The 19645-nt window shown below is 58.8% G+C and carries 24 protein-coding genes and 1 pseudogene; 8 read left to right on the top strand and 17 right to left on the bottom strand.

The features are described 5' to 3' along the window. The first annotated feature begins 27 nt into the window (after positions 1-27). Positions 28-486, top strand: a complete 459-nt coding sequence (locus K5R88_RS21550; RefSeq protein ID WP_192228107.1) for an REP-associated tyrosine transposase — start codon at positions 28-30, stop codon at positions 484-486. An 87-nt stretch (positions 487-573) separates the two neighbouring features. On the opposite strand, the gene K5R88_RS21555 is transcribed toward K5R88_RS21550, so the two are convergent. Further along, positions 574-1665: an aminopeptidase gene (locus tag K5R88_RS21555; protein ID WP_226298317.1), complete on the bottom strand. Its 1092-nt coding sequence runs from the start codon at positions 1663-1665 to the stop codon at positions 574-576. A gap of 60 nt (positions 1666-1725) precedes the next feature. Here K5R88_RS21555 and K5R88_RS21560 point away from each other — a divergent pair, with 60 nt between their 5' ends. Then, positions 1726-2148 carry a PA0061/PA0062 family lipoprotein gene (locus K5R88_RS21560; RefSeq protein WP_008027723.1) on the top strand — a complete coding sequence of 141 codons (423 nt, stop codon included), beginning with the start codon at positions 1726-1728 and terminating at the stop codon, positions 2146-2148. A 40-nt stretch (positions 2149-2188) separates the two neighbouring features. Continuing rightward, on the top strand, positions 2189-2611 hold the full coding sequence (locus K5R88_RS21565; RefSeq protein WP_223450131.1) for a PA0061/PA0062 family lipoprotein: 423 nt from the start codon (positions 2189-2191) through the stop codon (positions 2609-2611). 6 nt (positions 2612-2617) lie between these two features. Here K5R88_RS21565 and K5R88_RS21570 read toward each other — a convergent pair whose 3' ends face one another. Both K5R88_RS21570 and K5R88_RS21575 read right to left on the bottom strand, forming a co-directional pair. Beyond that, positions 2618-2857, bottom strand: a complete 240-nt coding sequence (locus tag K5R88_RS21570) for a DUF1161 domain-containing protein (protein ID WP_226298318.1) — start codon at positions 2855-2857, stop codon at positions 2618-2620. A 151-nt stretch (positions 2858-3008) separates the two neighbouring features. Continuing rightward, positions 3009-3437 carry an OsmC family protein gene (locus tag K5R88_RS21575; RefSeq protein WP_008044663.1) on the bottom strand — a complete coding sequence of 143 codons (429 nt, stop codon included), beginning with the start codon at positions 3435-3437 and terminating at the stop codon, positions 3009-3011. Positions 3438-3680: 243 nt separating this feature from the next. On the opposite strand from K5R88_RS21575, the gene K5R88_RS21580 reads away from it, so the two are divergent. Next, on the top strand, positions 3681-4682 hold the full coding sequence (locus K5R88_RS21580) for an LLM class flavin-dependent oxidoreductase (protein WP_008027732.1): 1002 nt from the start codon (positions 3681-3683) through the stop codon (positions 4680-4682). A gap of 69 nt (positions 4683-4751) precedes the next feature. Here the strand turns inward: K5R88_RS21580 and K5R88_RS21585 are convergent, their stop codons facing one another. Both K5R88_RS21585 and K5R88_RS21590 read right to left on the bottom strand, forming a co-directional pair. Beyond that, entirely contained in the window at positions 4752-4973 is a 222-nt protein-coding gene (locus K5R88_RS21585; protein WP_223450133.1) for a DUF1161 domain-containing protein, read from the bottom strand. 122 nt (positions 4974-5095) lie between these two features. Continuing rightward, entirely contained in the window at positions 5096-5311 is a 216-nt protein-coding gene (locus tag K5R88_RS21590) for a dodecin (protein ID WP_008027736.1), read from the bottom strand. 158 nt (positions 5312-5469) lie between these two features. Between K5R88_RS21590 and K5R88_RS21595 the strand changes: the two genes are divergently transcribed. Beyond that, positions 5470-5796: a DUF883 family protein gene (locus K5R88_RS21595; protein ID WP_008027738.1), complete on the top strand. Its 327-nt coding sequence runs from the start codon at positions 5470-5472 to the stop codon at positions 5794-5796. On the opposite strand, the pseudogene K5R88_RS21600 reads toward K5R88_RS21595, so the two are convergent. Then, positions 5793-6685 (bottom strand): annotated as a pseudogene (locus tag K5R88_RS21600) (LysR family transcriptional regulator). The gene K5R88_RS21595 and the pseudogene K5R88_RS21600 overlap by 4 nt on opposite strands. A gap of 126 nt (positions 6686-6811) precedes the next feature. Here K5R88_RS21600 and trpB point away from each other — a divergent pair. From trpB to K5R88_RS21615, 3 genes are all read left to right on the top strand, one after another. Then, positions 6812-8047: a tryptophan synthase subunit beta gene (trpB, locus tag K5R88_RS21605; protein WP_008027742.1), complete on the top strand. Its 1236-nt coding sequence runs from the start codon at positions 6812-6814 to the stop codon at positions 8045-8047. After that, on the top strand, positions 8047-8859 hold the full coding sequence (gene trpA / locus K5R88_RS21610) for a tryptophan synthase subunit alpha (RefSeq protein ID WP_008027744.1): 813 nt from the start codon (positions 8047-8049) through the stop codon (positions 8857-8859). Before trpB ends, trpA begins: the two co-directional genes overlap by 1 nt. A gap of 121 nt (positions 8860-8980) precedes the next feature. Then, on the top strand, positions 8981-9424 hold the full coding sequence (locus K5R88_RS21615) for an anti-virulence regulator CigR family protein (protein WP_008027748.1): 444 nt from the start codon (positions 8981-8983) through the stop codon (positions 9422-9424). 125 nt (positions 9425-9549) lie between these two features. Here the strand turns inward: K5R88_RS21615 and K5R88_RS21620 are convergent, their stop codons facing one another. The 11 genes from K5R88_RS21620 to K5R88_RS21670 form a co-directional block, all read right to left on the bottom strand. After that, positions 9550-11511, bottom strand: coding sequence for a DUF7844 domain-containing protein (locus K5R88_RS21620; RefSeq protein WP_192228101.1), 1962 nt, complete (start codon positions 11509-11511; stop codon positions 9550-9552). Continuing rightward, the gene (locus tag K5R88_RS21625; protein ID WP_008027752.1) at positions 11508-11828 is read right to left on the bottom strand and encodes a DUF2388 domain-containing protein; all 321 of its coding nucleotides are present in this window, start codon (positions 11826-11828) and stop codon (positions 11508-11510) included. The genes K5R88_RS21620 and K5R88_RS21625 overlap by 4 nt, the downstream gene beginning before the upstream one ends. A gap of 27 nt (positions 11829-11855) precedes the next feature. Beyond that, positions 11856-12164 (bottom strand): DUF2388 domain-containing protein, encoded by a 309-nt coding sequence (locus K5R88_RS21630; RefSeq protein WP_008044658.1) that lies wholly within the window; start codon positions 12162-12164, stop codon positions 11856-11858. 110 nt (positions 12165-12274) lie between these two features. Next, positions 12275-12592 carry a DUF2388 domain-containing protein gene (locus K5R88_RS21635; RefSeq protein WP_008044656.1) on the bottom strand — a complete coding sequence of 106 codons (318 nt, stop codon included), beginning with the start codon at positions 12590-12592 and terminating at the stop codon, positions 12275-12277. 144 nt (positions 12593-12736) lie between these two features. Then, positions 12737-12946, bottom strand: coding sequence for a DUF1127 domain-containing protein (locus K5R88_RS21640; RefSeq protein WP_207285029.1), 210 nt, complete (start codon positions 12944-12946; stop codon positions 12737-12739). Between the two features lie 257 nt (positions 12947-13203). Continuing rightward, positions 13204-13356: a DUF1127 domain-containing protein gene (locus K5R88_RS21645; RefSeq protein WP_370694728.1), complete on the bottom strand. Its 153-nt coding sequence runs from the start codon at positions 13354-13356 to the stop codon at positions 13204-13206. Between the two features lie 382 nt (positions 13357-13738). Next, positions 13739-15232 (bottom strand): acetyl-CoA hydrolase/transferase family protein, encoded by a 1494-nt coding sequence (locus tag K5R88_RS21650; protein ID WP_008027760.1) that lies wholly within the window; start codon positions 15230-15232, stop codon positions 13739-13741. A 179-nt stretch (positions 15233-15411) separates the two neighbouring features. Continuing rightward, positions 15412-16845 (bottom strand): NAD(P)(+) transhydrogenase (Re/Si-specific) subunit beta, encoded by a 1434-nt coding sequence (locus tag K5R88_RS21655; protein WP_192228098.1) that lies wholly within the window; start codon positions 16843-16845, stop codon positions 15412-15414. Further along, positions 16845-17168 carry an NAD(P) transhydrogenase subunit alpha gene (locus tag K5R88_RS21660; RefSeq protein ID WP_003187010.1) on the bottom strand — a complete coding sequence of 108 codons (324 nt, stop codon included), beginning with the start codon at positions 17166-17168 and terminating at the stop codon, positions 16845-16847. Before K5R88_RS21660 ends, K5R88_RS21655 begins: the two co-directional genes overlap by 1 nt. A gap of 15 nt (positions 17169-17183) precedes the next feature. Then, entirely contained in the window at positions 17184-18305 is a 1122-nt protein-coding gene (locus tag K5R88_RS21665) for a Re/Si-specific NAD(P)(+) transhydrogenase subunit alpha (protein WP_008027764.1), read from the bottom strand. Positions 18306-18740: 435 nt separating this feature from the next. Next, the gene (locus K5R88_RS21670; protein WP_192417875.1) at positions 18741-19640 is read right to left on the bottom strand and encodes a LysR family transcriptional regulator; all 900 of its coding nucleotides are present in this window, start codon (positions 19638-19640) and stop codon (positions 18741-18743) included. Between the last annotated feature and the right edge of the window lie 5 nt (positions 19641-19645).

The raw sequence follows: 19645 nt of genomic DNA on the forward strand, positions 1-19645 counted from the left end.
GCAGGCCACGATCAAGGAGGATCATCATTGCCGGAGTTAAAACACGCTCACCGATTGCGCACAGGACGATATTCGGAGTCCGGGCAGATTTACCTACTGACAGCGGTGCTTTTGAATCGAGAACCGTTGTTCCGCGACTTCTACAATGGGCGTTTGGTGGTTGATGCTTTTCGAACGGCGGAGCGAGAAGAGTTTGCGACGTCGCTAGCTTGGGTCGTCATGCCTGATCATTTCCATTGGTTGATCGAGCTACAAAATACTCAGCTACCCAAGTTGATGGCTCGGACCAAATCACGCATTGCAGTGACGCTTAATCGTTCAGTTGGCCGCCAAGGTCCGGTTTGGCAGCACGGCTATCATGATCGCGCCATTCGAAAGGAAGAGGACTTGCAGGCGGTTGCTCGCTACATCGTCGCTAACCCGTTGCGTGCGGGTTTGGTTGAGAAGGTAGGGAATTATCCACTGTGGGATGCAATCTGGTTGTGACCTTAAGGGCGCCTTCGCGGGCAAGCCTCGCTCCTACGGATGTTCATCAGTCCTGTAGGAGCGAGGCTTGCCCGCGAAGAGGCCTATTCAGTCACCGGAAATTTTCGATTCCGCCAACGCCTTCAATGCCGCCTTGCGCTCAGTAACCTCCAAAGCACCAAGCTTCTCCACCGCCGCATAAAACTTCACCCAATCCCCACCCGCTTGCCGGAACAACGCCGCAAACGCCGGCACCCACTGGTCGTACAAACCAAACGGCAACAACCGCGCATTGTTCATCGGCGCGTTGATCCACGCGTCATAGCGTTTATCTCCAGCCCATTGGCTGTCGCGTATCTGCCGGTATTCGGCTCGTAGGCGCTCGAACTCAGCGGCTTTGCGTTGGCGCATCTGTTCGGCGGGTAGCGGCTGGACATACAGCTGTTCAAGTCGCGAGCGCGTATCCAGAACCAGCTGAATGAACTGATCCCGTCGCTGCGCCTGGGCGCCGTTGTCCGGCGCCAACCCGCGATGGGCACGCCACTGCCGAGTGCCTTCCTGTTCAACGAACGTGGCGAAAGACTCGTTGAACTCCGTGTCGTCCTTCACATAAAAGCGCTGATGGGCCAGTTCATGGAAGATCAGCGTTGCCAACCGTTCATCGCCCCAACCCATCATCGAACTGATAATCGGATCGTTGAACCAGCCGAGCGTCGAATAGGCCTCGACGCCGCCGATCGACACGTCCATACCTTGCAGTCGCAGCAACGCCGCCTCACCACGGGCCGCGCTCTGGTTGTAATAGCCGCGGTAAGCGACGCAACCGGCGACGGGAAAGCAGTGGTTTTGCGGCGTCAGGGAAAATTCCGGCGTGGCGAACACGTTCCAGACTACGAACGGTCGGCCAATGTCGGCGTACAAACGGTAGCTCTGGTTATCCGGCAGATGCAGCTGCTGGCTGGCAAACGCCCGGGCCTTTTGCGACTGGGCCAGATGCGCACGCAGCTTTTGATCGCGGGTGGGGTCGGCAATCACGTCAGAAACCGGCTCCCGAGCCCGCAGCAATTGCAGCTGGCCGCTGGCCAATTGGCCGTAATAGCTGACGCTGGCGCAACCGTTGAGCAACAAAAACAACACACCCGGAAACAAAACACGCAAAACGCGATCAAGTAACCCAAGGCTTGGAAGCGGCCTGATCAAAATAAAATCATCCCTGGAGAGTCTTCCCGCAAGACTATCCCGCCTGACTGGAGCTCCGCTATGCGCAAGATGATGCTGACGGGAGGCCTGTTGTTGCTGACAGGCTGTGCAGGATTCGGATTACCCCACCATGATCCGTCTCAAGCGTGGATCGATCTCGATACACCGCAGGAAGACACCGCACTGCAAGCGCTGGAAGTCGATGACAAGGCCTCCACCGACAAGCGCTACTTCGAGGTCCAGCCCGGCAGTCATGAATTGACGGTGCGATATCTGTTCCCGGTCGATCCGAGCAACATCGGGCCGGACGCCGAGCCGCTATGGCGCGATTGCCAACTGAATGTGAAATTCAACAATTTCAACGCGGGTGAGAAATATCAGCTGCAAGCAGGGAATATCGGTTTTCGGCCGTGGGCCAAGCTCTATGACCAACAACGAAAAGTGATAGGCCAAGGCACTCCGGCAGGCTGTCAACGGACCTGATCGGCGTTATGCTGAATGTCCAATCCTCGGGACATTCATCATGCGCAGGTTATTGCTATTGCTCGCGGCAAGCGCCTTTGCCGGTTGCCAGAGCCCGTTACCGGCGGTCGATCCTCAGATGGCCTGGGTCGAGTTTTCTACGCCATTCCCGAACGATAAGTTGCTGATGGCGGAACGACTGGACAAGCAGCGACTGCGCGACGGGCGTTTCTTCCAGGTGACGCCCGGCAGTCATGAGCTGGTCGTTCGATTCGACTTTGAAGTGCCCGGTGGCGGGGGCTTTGGTGTGATGAGCGGTCCCACGGAACGGTTGTGCTACCTGACCATCAACTACGATCATTTCGAAGCAGGCCAGCGTTATGTGCTGGAAGGCCGTTCGATAGCGTTCACTCCCGGCGCTCGTTTGTACAACGCCAAGCGGGAAATCGTCGCTGAAGACCGAGCGTCCTATTGCCTCATGTGAGGCGGATCAACTGTCGTTCTTCTGGTAAATGATGGCTTTGGTGTCGTTGTCGCAAGTGCCGACGACCATCGCGGCGTCATGCTGGGCGGCCTCTTCCTTCGACACGATTTCCAGCGTGTAGGAGGGCACGGCATTCGCCTGAATCTTCAGTTCGATCTCGTTCTTGAGTTCTTCGCAATCCTTGGGCGCAGCGAGTGCCGAAGTGGCCAGTGCACTGCAGATAATCGCCAGGGCAAAACGTTTCATGATTGAAGCTCCTTTGAGGCAGCACGCAGGTTGATGCGTTTTTACTGCTGTCATTTATTCGACCACAGGGACGCCAGCCGGGTTTTGTTTCAGCGCAAAAAAAATCGCAGCCTGTCGAAGGCTGCGATTTTTTTTGCCCGATAAGACGGGTCTAGAGCAGCGTCGCATCCAGGCTGATTTTCGCATTCAGCACTTTGGACACCGGGCAGCCTTCTTTGGCTTTATTGCTCAGTTCCTCGAACTGCGCCTGGGTCGCCCCAGGGATTTTCGCCTTCAGGATCAACTTCACCGCAGTGATCGCAAACCCTCCGTCGACCTGGTCCAGCGTGACCTCGGCATTCGTATCGATGCTGTCAGCCTTGAGACCGGCGTCGCCGAGAATCATCGAAAAAGCCATGGAGAAACAACCGGCGTGGGCCGCGCCGATCAGCTCTTCCGGATTAGTGCCTTTACCGCCTTCGAAACGTGCCTTGAAGCCGTAGGGCGCTTCTCTGAGAACACCGGTTTCGGTGGAAATCGAGCCGATGCCGGTTTTCAGGTCACCTTCCCAATGCGCCGATGCTTTCTTGGTAATAGCCATGTCTGCCTCCTCAAGATCCGGCGCGAAGCGTCGCGCCTTCGTGGTTTTCGGTTGCCAGGGTTCTGAGGATAGACGGCGGTGCAAAGTTCACCTGAATTCATTAGTCCTACCGTTTTCGTAGGTTTTTTTGTCTCGGCTATTGAAACTCGGGTATATGCCCTCATTGCATGAAGCACGCTTATGGATTCGGCAGGTTTTCGTTTGCAAGAAAAAACCTGCGACCTCAACTGGAGAAGCAGGTTTATGAAACGACTGTCCGATATCAAGTTCTCGACCCTTGATCTGGTGCCCGTGCGCGAGAACGGCAGCGCGGCCCAGTCGCTGCGCAATTCCCTGGACCTGGCGCAGCACGTCGAAAAATTTGGCTACAACCGCTTCTGGGTGGCCGAGCACCACAACATGGACGGCATCGCCAGCTCCGCGACCTCGGTGTTGCTGGGCTATCTGGCCGGCGGCACGTCGACCATTCGGGTCGGTTCAGGTGGCGTGATGCTGCCCAACCACGCGCCATTGGTGATTGCCGAGCAGTTCGGCACCCTCGAAAGCCTGTATCCGGGCCGGATCGACCTGGGCCTGGGCCGCGCCCCCGGTTCCGATCAGATGACTGCACGCGCCTTGCGTCGTGAGCGTTCCGGCAGTGCCGATGATTTCCCTGAAGATGTGGCGGAGCTGGTGCGCTACCTCGGTCCACGCACGCCAGACCAGCGAATCATCGCCATGCCGGGCACCGGCACCAACGTCCCGGTCTGGTTGTTGGGGTCGAGCCTGTTCAGTGCACAACTGGCAGGTGAGCGCGGTTTGCCCTACGCGTTCGCTTCCCATTTCGCACCGCGCTTCATGCATGAGGCGATTCGCGTCTATCGCAATCACTTCAAGCCTTCAGCGGTATTGGACAAGCCCTACGTGATGCTTGGCGTTCCGCTGGTAGCGGCTGACACCGACGAGCAGGCCGAGTATCTGGCGACATCGGTTTACCAGCGCATCCTCGCGTTGATGCGTGGTCAAAGCCTGGTCCAGCGTCCGCCGGTGAAAACCATGGATGGCCTGTGGCTGCCCCATGAGAAAGACGCGGTGCATGATTTCCTGGGACTGGCGATGGTGGGCAGCCCGCAGAAAATCCGCGCCAAGCTGGACGTATTGATCGAGCAGACCCAGGCAGACGAGCTGATTTTTACCTGCGACCTGTATGAACATGCCGATCGCGTGCATTCCTACGAGCTGCTGGCGCAAGTCATGAAGGGCTGACGCTTAAACAGCGCGCATAAAAAAGCCGACGCCATTGCGTCGGCTTTTTCGTTTAACGATGGAATCGGCCTAGCGTTTGTAGACGATTTCCTTGGTGCCTTTCTCACAGGTGCCGACGACTTTTCCGCCAGCAGCGGTGCCCTTATCAACGATTTCCAGTGAGTAGCCAGAAACGCCTTTGGCATCCAGCTTCGCTGCGATTTCGGCTTTCAGCTCTTCGCATGGCTTGCCGTCAGCAAACGCCGCGCCCGCAAGGCTCAACAAACCTACCGCCAACATAAACTTCTTCATCGGTCGCATTCCCTGGTCGGATCAAAGGGAGCATCCAGCCATCAGCCGGATGCACTCATGTAGCGCTTTGCCATTCCCTATGGCACTCGGCCAGCGCGCAAGTTCAGAAGACTAGCTCAATCTTAGCTGCTGGCAATCCGGAACCCGACCTTGAGCGTCACCTGGAAGTGCGCTGCCTTGCCGTCCTTGATGTGCCCGCGGGTTTCGGTCACTTCGAACCATTCCATGTACTTGAGACTTTTACTGGCTTCGGCCAGCGCGTTGTTGATGGCGTCTTCAATGCTGCTGGTGGATGAGCCGACAAGTTCGACTTTCTTGTAAGTGTGATGGTCAGTCATGGGCGTTCTCCTCAGGGTGTGAAATACAGCCTAGCAGTGATTTTTCGTATTACTTCTGCCGGCCTTCAAGAGGCAGAAGTTCAGATTTACTGCACTTTCTTGAACCTCTGAAGTCCCAACCAACACACGCCACTCATCATCAATGCAGGAGAGCCACCATGGCCAATACCTCTTTACGTAAAGCCTCATTGCAAAGCATGGAAGCCGAGATCGAGAGTCTGTTGAAGTCTTTGGAGAACCTGAAGGACGACGCCTCGGACGAGTCGCGTAAAACCCTCAAGGCGTTGAAAGCCAACGCCGAGAGCGCCCTCAAGCATTCGCGTCATTTGCTCAGCGATGCGTACGAAGAAGTCAAAGTCAAAACCCGCGAAACCGGGATCGCCACTCGCGACTACGCCCAGGAACACCCTTGGACTACAGCCGGTGTCGCGGTGGGGGCGTTGGGTCTGCTCGCGGCCTATCTGCTGTGTAAACGCGGCGATTAATCCGTCTGGCGCAGCTCGTTTTTCAGCCACTGCGCCAGTTGCCGAGCGCGTCCGTCCGCGGCGCGCTTGGGTAGCCACAACGCCAGTTGCGCCGGGGTTTCGCTGAAACCCCACGGCGCAACCAGGCGACCTGCCTTCAAGTCCTCGGCGACTAAAGGTTCAGGGGCAATCGCGACACCAAGACCGGCCACTGCTGCCTCCAACAAATAATACAAATGCTCGAAGCCCTGCCCGTACTTCAACGCTTTGGCGTCGAGGCCACTTTGCTGCGCCCAGCTTGGCCAGGCCTGCGGACGGGAAGTGGTGTGCAGCAACGGCTGCTTCAGCAGCGCGCTTGCTGGCGCCTGTTGAAGCAGTTCGTAATCGGCGAAGCGTGGGCTCATGACCGGGCCGATGCGTTCGCTGGCCAATTCGTAAACCTGCATGTCCGCAGGCCATGGCGGCTCGGCGAACACCAGCAAGGCGTCCAGCCCAGGACGACGGGGATCGAGATCGCCTTCTCCGGCGGACAAGTGCAGGCGCAGGTCCGGTAGATCAGCATTCAACCGACCCAGACGCGGAATAAACCAGCGCGCCAGCAGACTGCCCGAACAGCCGAGCACGAACGGCGCGTCGGCGGTGCTTTGGGTCAGCTCGGCGCAGACGGTGCGCAAGCGCTCAAAGGCTTCAGCGCTGGCATCGCGCAATCGTACGCCGGCATCTGTGAGTTTAAGGCCGCGACCATCCTTGATGAACAGACTCACCCCGAGATGCTCTTCGAGCACTTTCAATTGCCGGCTGACTGCACCATGGGTAACGTGCAGCTGTTCGGCGGCCTGGCTGACGCTGCTCAGGCGGGCAGTGGCTTCGAAGGCGCGAAGCGCGTTCAGGGGGGAAGGTCGTGGCTCATGGGATCTGTGAGTTTTCCTGACAGGTTGCGGCGATCTTATCGGTTTTCAGCCTGAGGCGTCAGGGGTAGAGTTAAGCCCACTCTCTTTTCAAAAGCTTCATCTCACCCATTCAACCGGAGCGACCCATGACCCAGACTAATCTGCGCAACGGCCCCGACGCCAACGGCCTGTTTGGCTCGTTCGGCGGCCGCTACGTCGCCGAAACCCTGATGCCGTTGATCCTCGATCTGGCCCGCGAGTACGAAGCGGCCAAGGAAGATCCGGCATTCAAAGAAGAATTGGCCTACTTCCAGCGCGACTATGTCGGACGTCCAAGCCCACTCTATTTCGCTGAACGCCTGACCGAGTTCTGCGGCGGCGCGAAGATTTATCTCAAGCGTGAAGAGCTGAACCACACCGGCGCGCACAAGATCAACAACTGCATCGGCCAGATCCTGCTGGCGCGGCGCATGGGCAAGAAACGCATCATCGCCGAGACCGGCGCCGGCATGCACGGCGTTGCGACGGCCACCGTGGCCGCGCGTTTTGGCCTCGACTGCGTGATCTACATGGGCACCACCGACATCGAGCGTCAGCAAGCCAACGTGTTCCGCATGAAACTGCTGGGCGCCGAGGTGATCCCGGTCGTGGCTGGCACCGGCACCCTGAAAGACGCGATGAACGAAGCGCTGCGTGACTGGGTGACCAACGTCGACAGCACTTTCTACCTGATCGGCACCGTGGCCGGTCCGCACCCTTACCCTGCGATGGTTCGCGACTTCCAGGCCGTCATCGGCAAGGAAACCCGTGACCAACTGCAAGCCCAGGAAGGTCGTCTGCCAGACAGCCTGGTGGCGTGCATCGGCGGTGGCTCCAACGCCATGGGCCTGTTCCACCCGTTCCTTGACGACAAGAGCGTCGAAATCATTGGTGTCGAAGCGGCCGGTTACGGCATCGAGACCGGCAAGCACGCGGCCAGCCTGAATGGCGGCGTACCGGGCGTATTGCATGGCAACCGGACCTTCCTGCTGCAGGATGACGACGGCCAGATCATCGACGCCCACTCGATCTCCGCCGGCCTCGACTATCCAGGCATCGGCCCGGAACACGCCTGGTTGCATGACATCGGTCGCGTTCAATACACCTCGGTAACCGATGACGAAGCCCTCGACGCGTTCCACAAATGCTGCCGCCTGGAAGGGATTATTCCTGCACTGGAAAGCGCCCATGCCCTGGCCGAAGTGTTCAAACGCGCACCGACCCTGCCGAAAGATCACCTGATGGTGGTCAACCTGTCCGGTCGCGGGGACAAAGACATGCAGACCGTGATGCACCACATGGAAAACTCTCAACAAGTGCAGTCCCAGCAGGAGAAACACTGATGAGCCGCCTGCAAACGCGTTTTGCCGAACTCAAGGAACAAAACCGCGCCGCCCTGGTGACCTTCGTCACCGCCGGCGACCCGAGCTATGACACTTCCCTGGCGATCCTCAAAGGTTTGCCTGGTGCCGGTGCCGACGTGATCGAGTTGGGCATGCCTTTCACCGACCCAATGGCTGACGGCCCGGCGATCCAGCTGGCCAACATCCGCGCCTTGGGCGCCAAACAGAACCTGGCGAAAACCCTGCAAATGGTTCGCGAGTTCCGCGAAGGCAACAGCGATACGCCGCTGGTGCTGATGGGTTACTTCAACCCGATCCACATGTACGGCGTACCGCGCTTCATCGCCGATGCCAAAGAGGCCGGCGTGGATGGCCTGATCGTGGTCGACCTGCCGCCCGAGCACAACGGCGAACTGTGCGACCCGGCCCAGGCTGCCGGTCTGGACTTCATCCGTCTGACTACCCCGACGACCGATGATGTGCGTTTGCCGACGGTCTTGAACGGCAGCTCCGGTTTCGTTTACTACGTGTCTGTGGCCGGTGTGACCGGTGCCGGCGCGGCGACGCTGGAGCACGTTGAAGAAGCGGTGGCCCGTCTGCGCCGCCACACCGATCTGCCGATCAGCATCGGTTTCGGTATTCGTACTCCGGAGCAAGCGGCGTCAATCGCGCGTCTGGCCGACGGTGTGGTGGTGGGTTCGGCGTTGATCGATCACATCGCCAACGCCTCGACGCCGGATCAAGCGGTTGATGGCGTACTGAGTCTTTGCGCGGCATTGGCCGATGGCGTGCGTCAGGCCCGCGTCAGCTGAAGGTAAAGTTCCTGATACAGAGGAATTAGAGCCTCGCGGTACAGACTAAACAGCAAGACCGAGGGCTTCAGGACTACGTTCTGAAGCCCTTTTTGCTGTGTGTGCCGTGAGGAAAGACCCGATGAAAATGCCGAAACGTCTGATTGCCAGCCTGGGTGTGCTGATGCTCAGTGCCACCCCGTTGCTGCACGCCAGCGCCGATCAGCGCGACGATCACGACCGCGGCGGTCAGCAACAGGGCCATTACGATAACCGTGGCGATGACCATCGCGGCCCGCAGGACAACCATCGCGGCGGCCCTCCGCCACGGGACTTTGGTCCGGTACGCCAGACGATTCATGACAATCATGGCTACTTCGTACGGGGTGCGCCGCCACCTCCAGGCATTCATCTGGAGCGTGGTCGGCCATTGCCGCACGGTTATTACGGCGAACGCCTGGACAACCGCGCGCTGAGTCGGCTGCCGTATTACCAGGGTTACGAATGGCGCCGCGCGGGGGGCGACATTGTGCTGATCGCCGTGGGTACCGGGATCGTCTATGAAATTCTGGAAGGGGTGCTCTGACGTGATGAAACTGTAGGAGCGAGCCTGCTCGCGATGGTCGTTAACGATAACGCGTGTTTCCCGACGGAACCCGGCGCTTTCAAGTCCATCGCGAGCAGGCTCGCTCCTACAGTGGGCAGCAATTACTACGGCAACTCCAACCCGCCCGCCGCTTTGTGCAATTTACGCAAATGCTCGCCAACCTGCTTCAGGTTGGCTTCGTTGGCAGCCATCTCCGCCGCACGACTCGGGTCGAGTAGCGCTCTCACTTCCTTGTCCAGGTCGCCGGTCAGCGCCTGGAGCTGCTTTTGCCTCAGGCTGCTTTCCGATTCCAGGCGTTGCCACTCGCTGGGTTGCGGCAAGCCATAACCGCCGGTACCGAGCAGCTCCGCCGGACGACTGAGGAAGCCGCTGTTGGCGAGAATCTGCTTCAACGTCGCATTGGCCTTGTCCATACCGCCGCTCTTCAATTCCCGGGCACCGAGATAGCGTTGCTTCACTTCGTCCTGGGCCAGCACCAGTTGTTGTCGGAAAGCGGCCTGTTCCAGTAGCAGCAAAGCCGCGCTGGTGCGCAGGTCAGCCTGATCAATCCATTTACGACGCTCTTCAGCCTTTAAGGCCAGCCAGTCTTCGACCTTGTCCTGTTTGATCGGCAGGTGCTTTTTCAGCACCTCGAACATCGCTTGATAGCGATCGCGGAAAGAGTCGAAGCGATAGCCCAGACGCAGCGCTTCGCGAGGATCGTCCAGCACGCTGGTATCCGCCAGGCCGCGACCCTTGAGCACTTCCAGCAAGCCGTTGGGCATGATGTTGTCCAGCCCGACCAGCTTTGCGTTGTTGGTGCCGCTGCGCAGCAACTTCAGGCCTTCTACCGCGCAGTTGTTGGACAGGAAGAAGTAATTGCCGTCGTAGCTCCAGTGCATCTCGGCGGCGTGTTCCACCACGTCTTCGATCTCGGTGCGCGACAGGTTCAGCGGCACCGAGGCGAGGCTGCGCAATTCGGTCTTGGTGTACTCGTCGATGACCTGGGCCAGCGGCAGGACGAACAGGCGCGACGGGTATTTGCCGACCAATCCATCCCAGCTCGACAGCTGTACGTCGCCGACAAATGCGCGGTAGGACAACACCAGGTGTTGATCCAGATCCAGCCGGCAATCCGGCCCTCGTGGCCGGCCGGGAGCACAGATCACCAGGCGCAACATGCTGTGGCCCCAGCGGCTGACCCAGTTCTGGTTGGCTTCGGCCAACAGATAATCCACGGCATACACCCGCTCCGGATCGACCTGGCCCAAAGGCTGTTTGGCGAAGTCGTTACCGGCATTGAGGAAGGCGAACGATTTGCCGCAGGTGTCTTTGGCGGCGGGAGCCCAGCCGAAATGTTCTTTGTAGTAGCGGTAGAGCGCAGGGCGGCGACAGACGTAGCTCGGGTCGAGGAGGAAGTACTCCATGTTCACCGCGACGAACTCTTTGGGACTGCTGGTCTCGTAGATGTCCGGGCTGCGGGCGATCTGGCGGTTGTACTGTTCGCGCTCGCCGCGACGGCCCACGTATTGCGGCCAGCCAGCGAGGTCGAGCAGGCGCGGGTCATCGCTGAGGGTGAAGCGTCGATCGGACTGGCCACGGCATTCATCCGGAATACCGATCAGGCCGGAACTGTTGGTGCGCCGGGTGCAGCGCTGGATCAGCGTGCGTTCGGCGGCTGGCCAAAAACGCGAGCGGTCATAGATGTGGGTGAGTTCGTGCAGCACCGTGGCCAGCATTTCCCTGCGCACGGTGCCGTGGGGGCGATAAGTCTTCTTGGTTGCGGCGCTGCCGTCGGTGAGGCTGGCGAGCAGGTTGCGGTTCAGGTCGAGCTCGGACACCAGCGACGCCTGGCCGTAGGCATTGCTCGGCATGTCATCGGTCCAGCCAACGTCGATGCGTCGGTCGAGCTGCTCGATGAACCGCGGCGGCAACGCCTGCATGGCTTCATCAAGCAGCGCCTGGCTGGCCTGCTGTTGCGCGGGACTCAGGCCTTCGGTCTTGAGCTGTAATTGCAGTCCGGCCTGAGCCGTGTTGCCGAGCAGCAACATGGCCCCCATCAGAAGCCAGGCATTTAGCGACCTCACAGTGCGAGGATGGCTTCGGCGATGACCTGATCACTGGCGTCCCGAGCTTCCGGCACGCGGGTGCGCAATAGGTTGAGCGCTGCTTCCAGGTGCGCGCCTCGGATATCACCATCACTGGCGACGAAACTGGCGGCATCGTCATGGGCTTCTCGAACGATTTTCGCGTCACGGATGGACGTCGTGGTATCGGAAGTGAAATCAAGGGTCCGGCGAGTGGCGTTGATGAGGATGTTGCTGGTGGCAACCAGGGTGTGCGCCTGGGTTACATCGGCCAACAGCAGCAGGCCAAGGGTGGCGACAATCAGCGGGCTACGCATGGAACGACTCCGGAGGAACGAGGATAACTATTGGACGAGAATAGCGTGTGCCAGTTCAAGGTCGCTTGCATGAAGTTTTGGCTGGGTCTGGCGCAGGTAAATCAGGGCCGACTCCAGTTGTGCGCCTCGCAGTTGGCCGTCACTGGCGATAAATGAAGCGGCGTCATCCCTGGCGGCGAGCAGAAGCTTACGGTCGAAGGGGGCGGAGGTCACCATGCTTGTGGCGTAGCCCGTAGCTACGACGCCTTGCGTCGTCAGGTCGAAGGCATGGGCCAGGCTTGCCCAACTGGCCGCCATGAGTACCGGAGTGATCAACAGACAGGTAAGAAAACGCATGAGACTCGACAGTTGAAAGCGAGTCCCAAGGCTAGCGCAACGCCCGGTTTAGAGCCAGCGCCGAAACATCGGGACACGTTGGGTGTGTCCCGGATATGGATGGCGCCTGGTTAGATCGTCAGGATGGCCTGAGCCAGTTGTGCGTCAGTCGCGTTCAGTTGAGGGGCCTGGTGGCGAATGTGGTCGAGTGCACTTTCCAGTTTCACGCCACGAATGGCGCCTTCGCTGGCGACGAAGCTGGCGGCGTCGTCACGGGCCGCGCGTACGATCTTGTCATCGCGAAAGGACGAGGTGACATCGGAAGTGGCATCGGACGTAGCCTTGAGTGCACCGACGACGGCATCGGTGGTCACGATGAAGCTGGTGGCGTGGGAATTGGCAGCCACGGCAAGCAGGGCTGCAGCGCTGAGCAGACGAAGACGGGACATGGTGTAACTCCTTTTGGTAAACCGATTGTGAGGTGGCGCGGTGTCTGTTGAGTCAGACGCCTGTCGCGCAGGCATCGCCACGTTCTGGCTTGATATTAGGCCTGTAGGTGTCGATTCGCACAGTCCCGTCTGTTCAGGCGGACATCAGCGCCAGAACGGCTTATCCAATTCTTTGACACGATCTGAATGACTGATGCCCAGGTCAGACAGCTGCCTGCCGTCGAGTTGCGCCAGTAATCGCCGGGTTCTGGCCCTTTCGAGGCTGTTGGCGAGGCCTCTGAACACTCTTCCAAGCCAGGTAAACCGAGGCTTGGATTGCGAAGTGGTCGCGGGGAGATCCAGTGGATGATCCATGGTGCAGTCCTTTTGCGGGTAGGTCGGGATTTCATGATGATCCCGCCCGGTTCGCCAAGACAGACACACACACTTTAAATTGTACTGGTTCAGTTTTGAATAAAATAAAACTGTACCTGTTGTTGAGTGTGCTTATTGTTTTGAGGATTTCATCACCCCAAAACGACAAAACCCGTCGTGGTTTCCCACGACGGGTCTTGTTTGTTCAAATCGGGTGCTGGCGGTTGACCTTAAAGATCAGAGCCAGCGACGCTAACTTAGCGCCAGAACGGCTTGCTCAGCTCTTCGTAGCGTTGTGCTTCGCTAATCCCGGCGTCAGCCAGCAGACGCGAATCCAGGCGAGCCAGTTGGTGGCGGCTGGAGATGCGGCGCTGCCACAGCATCAGGTTGGCGATAACGCGCAGAGGCATGGAAGCCTGGGTTTTTGCAGCGGTGTCTTCGAAGAACAGATCGGAACTGAGTGTACGTTCCATGGTTTTCATCCTTCCGCTTGTGGCGGGATTAGGTAGTGGTTTAACTGATGCCAATGATCCTCTTGTTTGGCCAGTCTCTCTAGATACAGTTCACCTGTATTGTGAGGGACCAGTTAACTGTTAAAGGGTGGTGTACTGGTCTAAATTGAGGCAACTGTACCTATCAGCACTAATATGGTGCATTTTTGGTGATTCAGGTCGAAAAGGTAGGCCATTACGGTAGGAAAAGACCAGTACAGCAGTACAGTTTTAAACACATTTCTGCCTGGCAATAGTCCGCTGTCGAAACTGTGTTTGCGACAGCGGCTATCTGTATCAATTACACCGTCAGCATTCGACCGGTTTCTTCCAGGTTGATGTGCCAGCTCAGGGCGTCACGCAGGATATGCGGCGTGTGCCCGCCGATGGCGCAAGCGGCGGTGAAGTAGTCATCCAGCGCCTGGCGATAGTCCGGGTGTACGCAGTTATCGATGATGACGCGAGCCCGCTCCCGCGGTGCCAGCCCGCGCAAGTCCGCCAGACCGACCTCTGTCACGAGGATGTCGACGTCATGCTCCGTGTGATCGACGTGGCTGACCATCGGCACCACGCTGGAGATCGCGCCGCCCTTGGCAATCGACTTGGTCACAAAGATCGCCAGGTGCGCGTTGCGCGCGAAGTCGCCCGAGCCACCGATGCCGTTCATCATTCGTGTGCCGCAGACGTGGGTAGAGTTGACGTTGCCGTACAGGTCGAACTCCAGCGCAGTGTTGATGCCGATGATCCCAAGGCGGCGCACCACTTCCGGGTGGTTGGAGATTTCCTGCGGACGCAGGACCAGTTTGTCCTTGTAACGCTCCAGGTTGCCGAACACATCAGCGTTGCGGCGGCTCGACAAGGTGATCGAACTACCAGACGCAAAACTCAGCTTGCCGGCGTCGATCAGGTCGAAGGTCGAGTCCTGCAACACCTCGGAATACATGGTCAGGTCTTCGAACGGAGAATCGATCAGTCCGCACATCACCGAGTTGGCAATGGTGCCGATGCCGGCCTGCAATGGGCCGAGCTTGTTGGTCATGCGCCCAGCCGCCACTTCCTGCTTGAAGAAGTCGATCAGGTGGTCGGCAATGGCCTGGGTATCAACGTCTGGTGGCAGCACCGTCGACGGCGAGTCGGACTGATTGGTGATGACGATCGCGACGATCTTTTCAGGCGGGATCGGAATGGCGGTGCTGCCAATGCGATCGTCGACCTTCACCAGCGGAATCGGCGTGCGGGTCGGGCGATACGTCGGGATATAGATGTCGTGCAAACCCTCGAGGTTCGGGTTATGCGCCAGGTTGATCTCGACGATCACCTGTTTGGCGAAAATCGCGAAGCTGGCCGAGTTGCCCACCGAAGTGGTCGGCACGATGTGGCCTTGCTCAGTGATTGCCACGGCCTCGATGACGGCGATGTCCGGCAGTTTCAGCTGCTGGTTGCGCAGCGACTCCACGGTTTCTGAAAGATGCTGGTCAATAAACATCACTTCGCCGGCGTTGATCGCCTTGCGCAATGTGCTGTCGACCTGGAACGGCATACGTCGCGACAGGACGCCGGCTTCGGTGAGCTGTTTATCAAGGTCGTTGCCCAGGCTGGCGCCGGTCATCAGCGTGATTTTCAGCGGGGTGACTTTGGCGCGTTCGGCCAATGCATGAGGCACGGCTTTGGCTTCGCCGGCGCGCGTGAAACCACTCATGCCGACGGTCATGCCGTCCTCAATCAGAGCGGCAGCGTCAGCGGCGCTCATCACCTTATCCAACAACGAAGGCAAGCGAATACGATCACGGTACATGGATTGTTATCTCGGGCAACGGAAGCAAGGTGTGCAGTCTAGTGATTTCAAAAAAATCCTCCCGCTACCATGGTCGAATGCAGACCCCTGATTTAGAGCCTTTGGTCGGGTTTCACGGGGAATAAAAAAACCCCAGCCTACTAAAGGCTGAGGTTTTGGGTATTGCGCTGGAGCAGTTTTTACTCGACGGCTTTGACCATGTCTTCGATGACTTTCTTGGCGTCGCCGAAGACCATCATGGTTTTGTCGAGGTAGAACAGTTCGTTGTCCAGGCCGGCATAACCGCTGGCCATCGAACGTTTGTTGACGATGATCGTCTTGGCCTTGAACGCTTCGAGAATCGGCATCCCGGCAATCGGCGATTTCGGATCGTTCTTCGCCGCCGGGTTGACCACGTCGTTGGCGCCGAGCACCAGCACCACGTCGGCCTGACCGAACTCGGAGTTGATGTCTTCCATCTCGAACACCTGGTCGTAAGGCACTTCAGCCTCGGCCAGCAGTACGTTCATGTGACCAGGCATACGACCCGCCACCGGGTGGATCGCGTATTTCACGGTCACGCCACGATGGCTCAGCTTTTCGGTCAGCTCTTTCAGTGCGTGCTGCGCCCGTGCTACCGCCAGGCCGTAGCCTGGAACGATGATCACGGTATCGGCGTTGGTCAGCAGGAAGGTCGCGTCGTCGGCCGAACCGGATTTCACCGGGCGGGCTTCCTTGGCGCCAGCCGGGCCGGCATCGGCCGTATTGCCGAAACCACCGAGCAGTACATTAAAGAAGGAACGGTTCATCGCCTTGCACATGATGTACGAGAGGATCGCACCGGAGGAACCCACCAGCGAGCCCGCGATGATCAGCATCGAGTTGTTCAGCGAGAAGCCGATACCCGCTGCTGCCCAACCGGAGTAACTGTTAAGCATCGACACCACAACCGGCATGTCTGCGCCGCCAATCGGGATGATGATCAGGACGCCCATCACGAAGGCCAGCACCAGCATCAGCGCGAATGCACTGAGATTGCCGGTCAGCATGAAGGTGACGCCCAGCGCGAGTGTCGCCAGACCCAGCAGCAGGTTCAGCTTGTGCTGGCCGCCGAACTGTACCGGTGCACCCTGGAACAGGCGGAACTTGTACTTGCCCGAGAGCTTGCCGAACGCGATCACCGAACCGGAGAAGGTGATTGCACCGATGGCTGCACCCAGGAACAGCTCCAGACGGTTGCCCGCAGGAATCGAATCACCCAATTGCTTGACGATGCCCAGCGATTGCGGCTCAACAACAGCGGCGATCGCGATGAACACCGCGGCCATACCGATCATGCTGTGCATGAAGGCGACCAGTTCCGGCATCTTGGTCATTTCAACGCGTTTGGCCATGATCGAGCCGGCGGTGCCGCCGACCAACAGGCCGACGATGACGTAACCGATACCGGCGGTGGCCAGCTCAGCGCCCAGCTTATAGATGAGGCCCACGGTGGTGAGGATCGCCAAGGCCATGCCAAGCATGCCGTACAGATTGCCGCGACGCGACGTGGTCGGGTGCGACAGGCCTTTCAGGGCCTGGATGAAGCAGATGGACGCGATCAAGTAGAGCGTCGTTACGAGGTTCATGCTCATTACTTAGGCGCCTCTTCTTTTACGGCTTTCGGGGCTTTTTTCTTGAACATCTCAAGCATCCTGCGGGTCACCAGGAAGCCACCGAATACGTTCACTGCCGCCAGGGCCACGGCCAGCGTGCCCATGGTTTTGCCCAGTGGCGTAACGGTCAGCGCCGCGGCGAGCATGGCGCCGACGATCACGATCGCCGAAATGGCGTTGGTGACCGCCATCAACGGCGTGTGCAGCGCAGGTGTAACGTTCCAGACCACGTGATAACCGACATAAATCGCCAGCACGAAGATGATCAGGTTGTAGATACCGGGGGAGATAAGCTCTTCCATCGTCTGAATCCCTGCTTAGGCGTTTTTGCGGATGACTTGGCCGTCGCGGCACATCAGGCACGCGGCGACGATGTCGTCTTCTAGGTTCACTTCGAACTGGCCTTCTTTGTTGAAGACCAGCTTCAGGAAGTCCAGCAGGTTGCGTGCGTACAGGGCCGATGCGTCTGCCGCGACTGCGCCGGCCAGATTGGTAGGACCGCAAATGGTCACGCCATTCTCGACCACAACCTGATCGGCCACGGTCAGCGGGCAGTTGCCGCCCTGGGCTGCGGCGAGGTCGATGACCACCGAGCCTGGCTTCATCTGTGCCACGGTTTCCGCGCTCAACAGCGTCGGTGCCTTGCGGCCCGGAATCAGTGCCGTGGTGATGACAATGTCAGCCTGCTTGGCGCGCTCGTGCACGGCCAGGGCCTGACGCTGCATCCAGCTCGCCGGCATTGGACGTGCGTAACCGCCGACACCGACGGCGCATTCGCGCTCTTCATCGGTCTCATAAGGCACGTCGACGAACTTGGCGCCGAGGGATTCGATCTGCTCTTTAACCGCAGGTCGCACATCAGATGCTTCGATCACCGCACCCAGACGTTTCGCCGTAGCGATCGCCTGCAAACCGGCTACCCCGGCGCCAAGAATCAGCACGCGCGCCGCTTTCACGGTGCCCGCAGCGGTCATCAGCATCGGCATGAAGCGAGGGTAATGGTGAGCGGCCAGCAACACGGCTTTATAGCCGGCGATGTTGGCTTGCGAAGACAGCACATCCAGGCTCTGGGCGCGGGAGGTGCGTGGCGCGGCTTCCAGCGCAAACGCGGTGATTCCGCACTCGGCCAGCTTGGCGATGGTTTCATTGCTGAACGGGTTGAGCATGCCCACCACAACGGTGCCGCTCTTGATCAGAGCGAGTTCGCTGTCGCTGGGTGCGACCACCTTGAGAATCAGCTCGGCACCAAACGCATCGTTGGCGCTGCCAATGGTTGCGCCTGCCGCTTCATAAGCACTGTCGACAACGCTGGCGTTAATGCCGGCGCCGCTTTGCACAGTGACCTTATGACCCTGGCCGATCAGCTTCTTGATGGTTTCCGGGGTTGCAGCAACCCGTGTTTCACCCGTCTGGGTTTCGAGAGGAACACCAATGTGCACGTCAAATCTCCTGCGTGATCTTATTGAGTAAACCCAGGCACTTCGGATGGTGCGGCTGGGGCGGCCGATCAGCACGATCCCGCCAAATCAGGGCGGGGCGCGGCATTTTGCAGGCGAACTTTGTGCCCTTCAAGGGATTATGACGGGTGACGGAAAATTAACTACAAGTCACCCCGTGACCGAATGTCGCAACCAACCGCTTCAATCCCTTGCAGGCCGTGCCTTGTAAGGTTTTTCGCCAAAATTCAAGAAATTACACATCGGTACGGTGAATGCAGCGTTATTGCCATCCAATAGCGGCTCAAGGCCACGTTTTCAGGCGCTTGTGGGACGTTTGTACAGCTTCTAGGTACAGTCTGCGAATATGCGACAAATACTTATATCTGTAGGGCTTTCAGTTTATTGACTACGGGGTCAGCTAATGAGGCTAAGCCTTTATCCTTCTAGGCTGTAGCTTTGTGCCTGATTTACCAGCCAGTCGCGAAATGCCTTCAAAGACGCAGATTCGACCTTTCGATCAGGAATCATCAGGTAATACGCCTTGATGCTGGACAGCGCCTGAGCGTTGGCGATCACCAGGCGCTTCTCCGCCAGTTCGCGCTGAATCAGGAACGGCGGGATCAAGGCGATCCCCATGTCATGCATCGCCGCTTGGGCAAGCATGGAGAATAGCTCGTAGCGCGGCCCTGTCATGTCGCGCGGGATATTAAGGTTTTGCGAGTTGAACCATTGGCGCCAGGCATAGGGGCGGGTGGTCTGTTGCAGCAAGGGCAGTTCGGCGATTTCAGCGGGTGTGAGGCTTGTCCTTTTGCCCAGTAGGTTGGGGCTGCACACAGGCATGGGATTTTCGCCCATCAGCCTGTGGGATTCAGTGCCTGACCAGTCCGCATCGCCAAAGTAAATGGCGGCATCGAAGTCTGTGTCGGCAAACAGGAACGGGCGTGTGCGGTTAGTGAGGTTGACCGTCACTTCCGGATGTTTTTGCTGGAAGTCCTTGAGTCTTGGCAGCAGCCACTGGGTGCCGAAGGTTGGCACGACCGCCAGTTCAATCACGTTGGTACCCTGCTGGCCCATCACTGACAGGGTGTCGCGCTCTACGGCGTCCAGCTGTGTTGCTACCCGACGGCTGTAGGAAAGCCCGGCTTCAGTCAGCTTCACTCCGCGTCGCGAGCGTCGGAACAATTCCACACTCAAGAACTCCTCAAGGCTGGCGATCTGTCGGCAGATCGCTCCCTGAGTGAGGGAAAGTTCCTGGGCTGCCTTGGTAAAGCTCTCGTGGCGTGCCGCTGCTTCAAAGCTGACCAGGGCGGTCGTGCTGGGGATCTTCCTGCGCATGTACG

Source organism: Pseudomonas sp. MM213 (genome assembly GCF_020423045.1).
GTDB classification, from domain to species: Bacteria; Pseudomonadota; Gammaproteobacteria; order Pseudomonadales; family Pseudomonadaceae; genus Aquipseudomonas; species Aquipseudomonas migulae.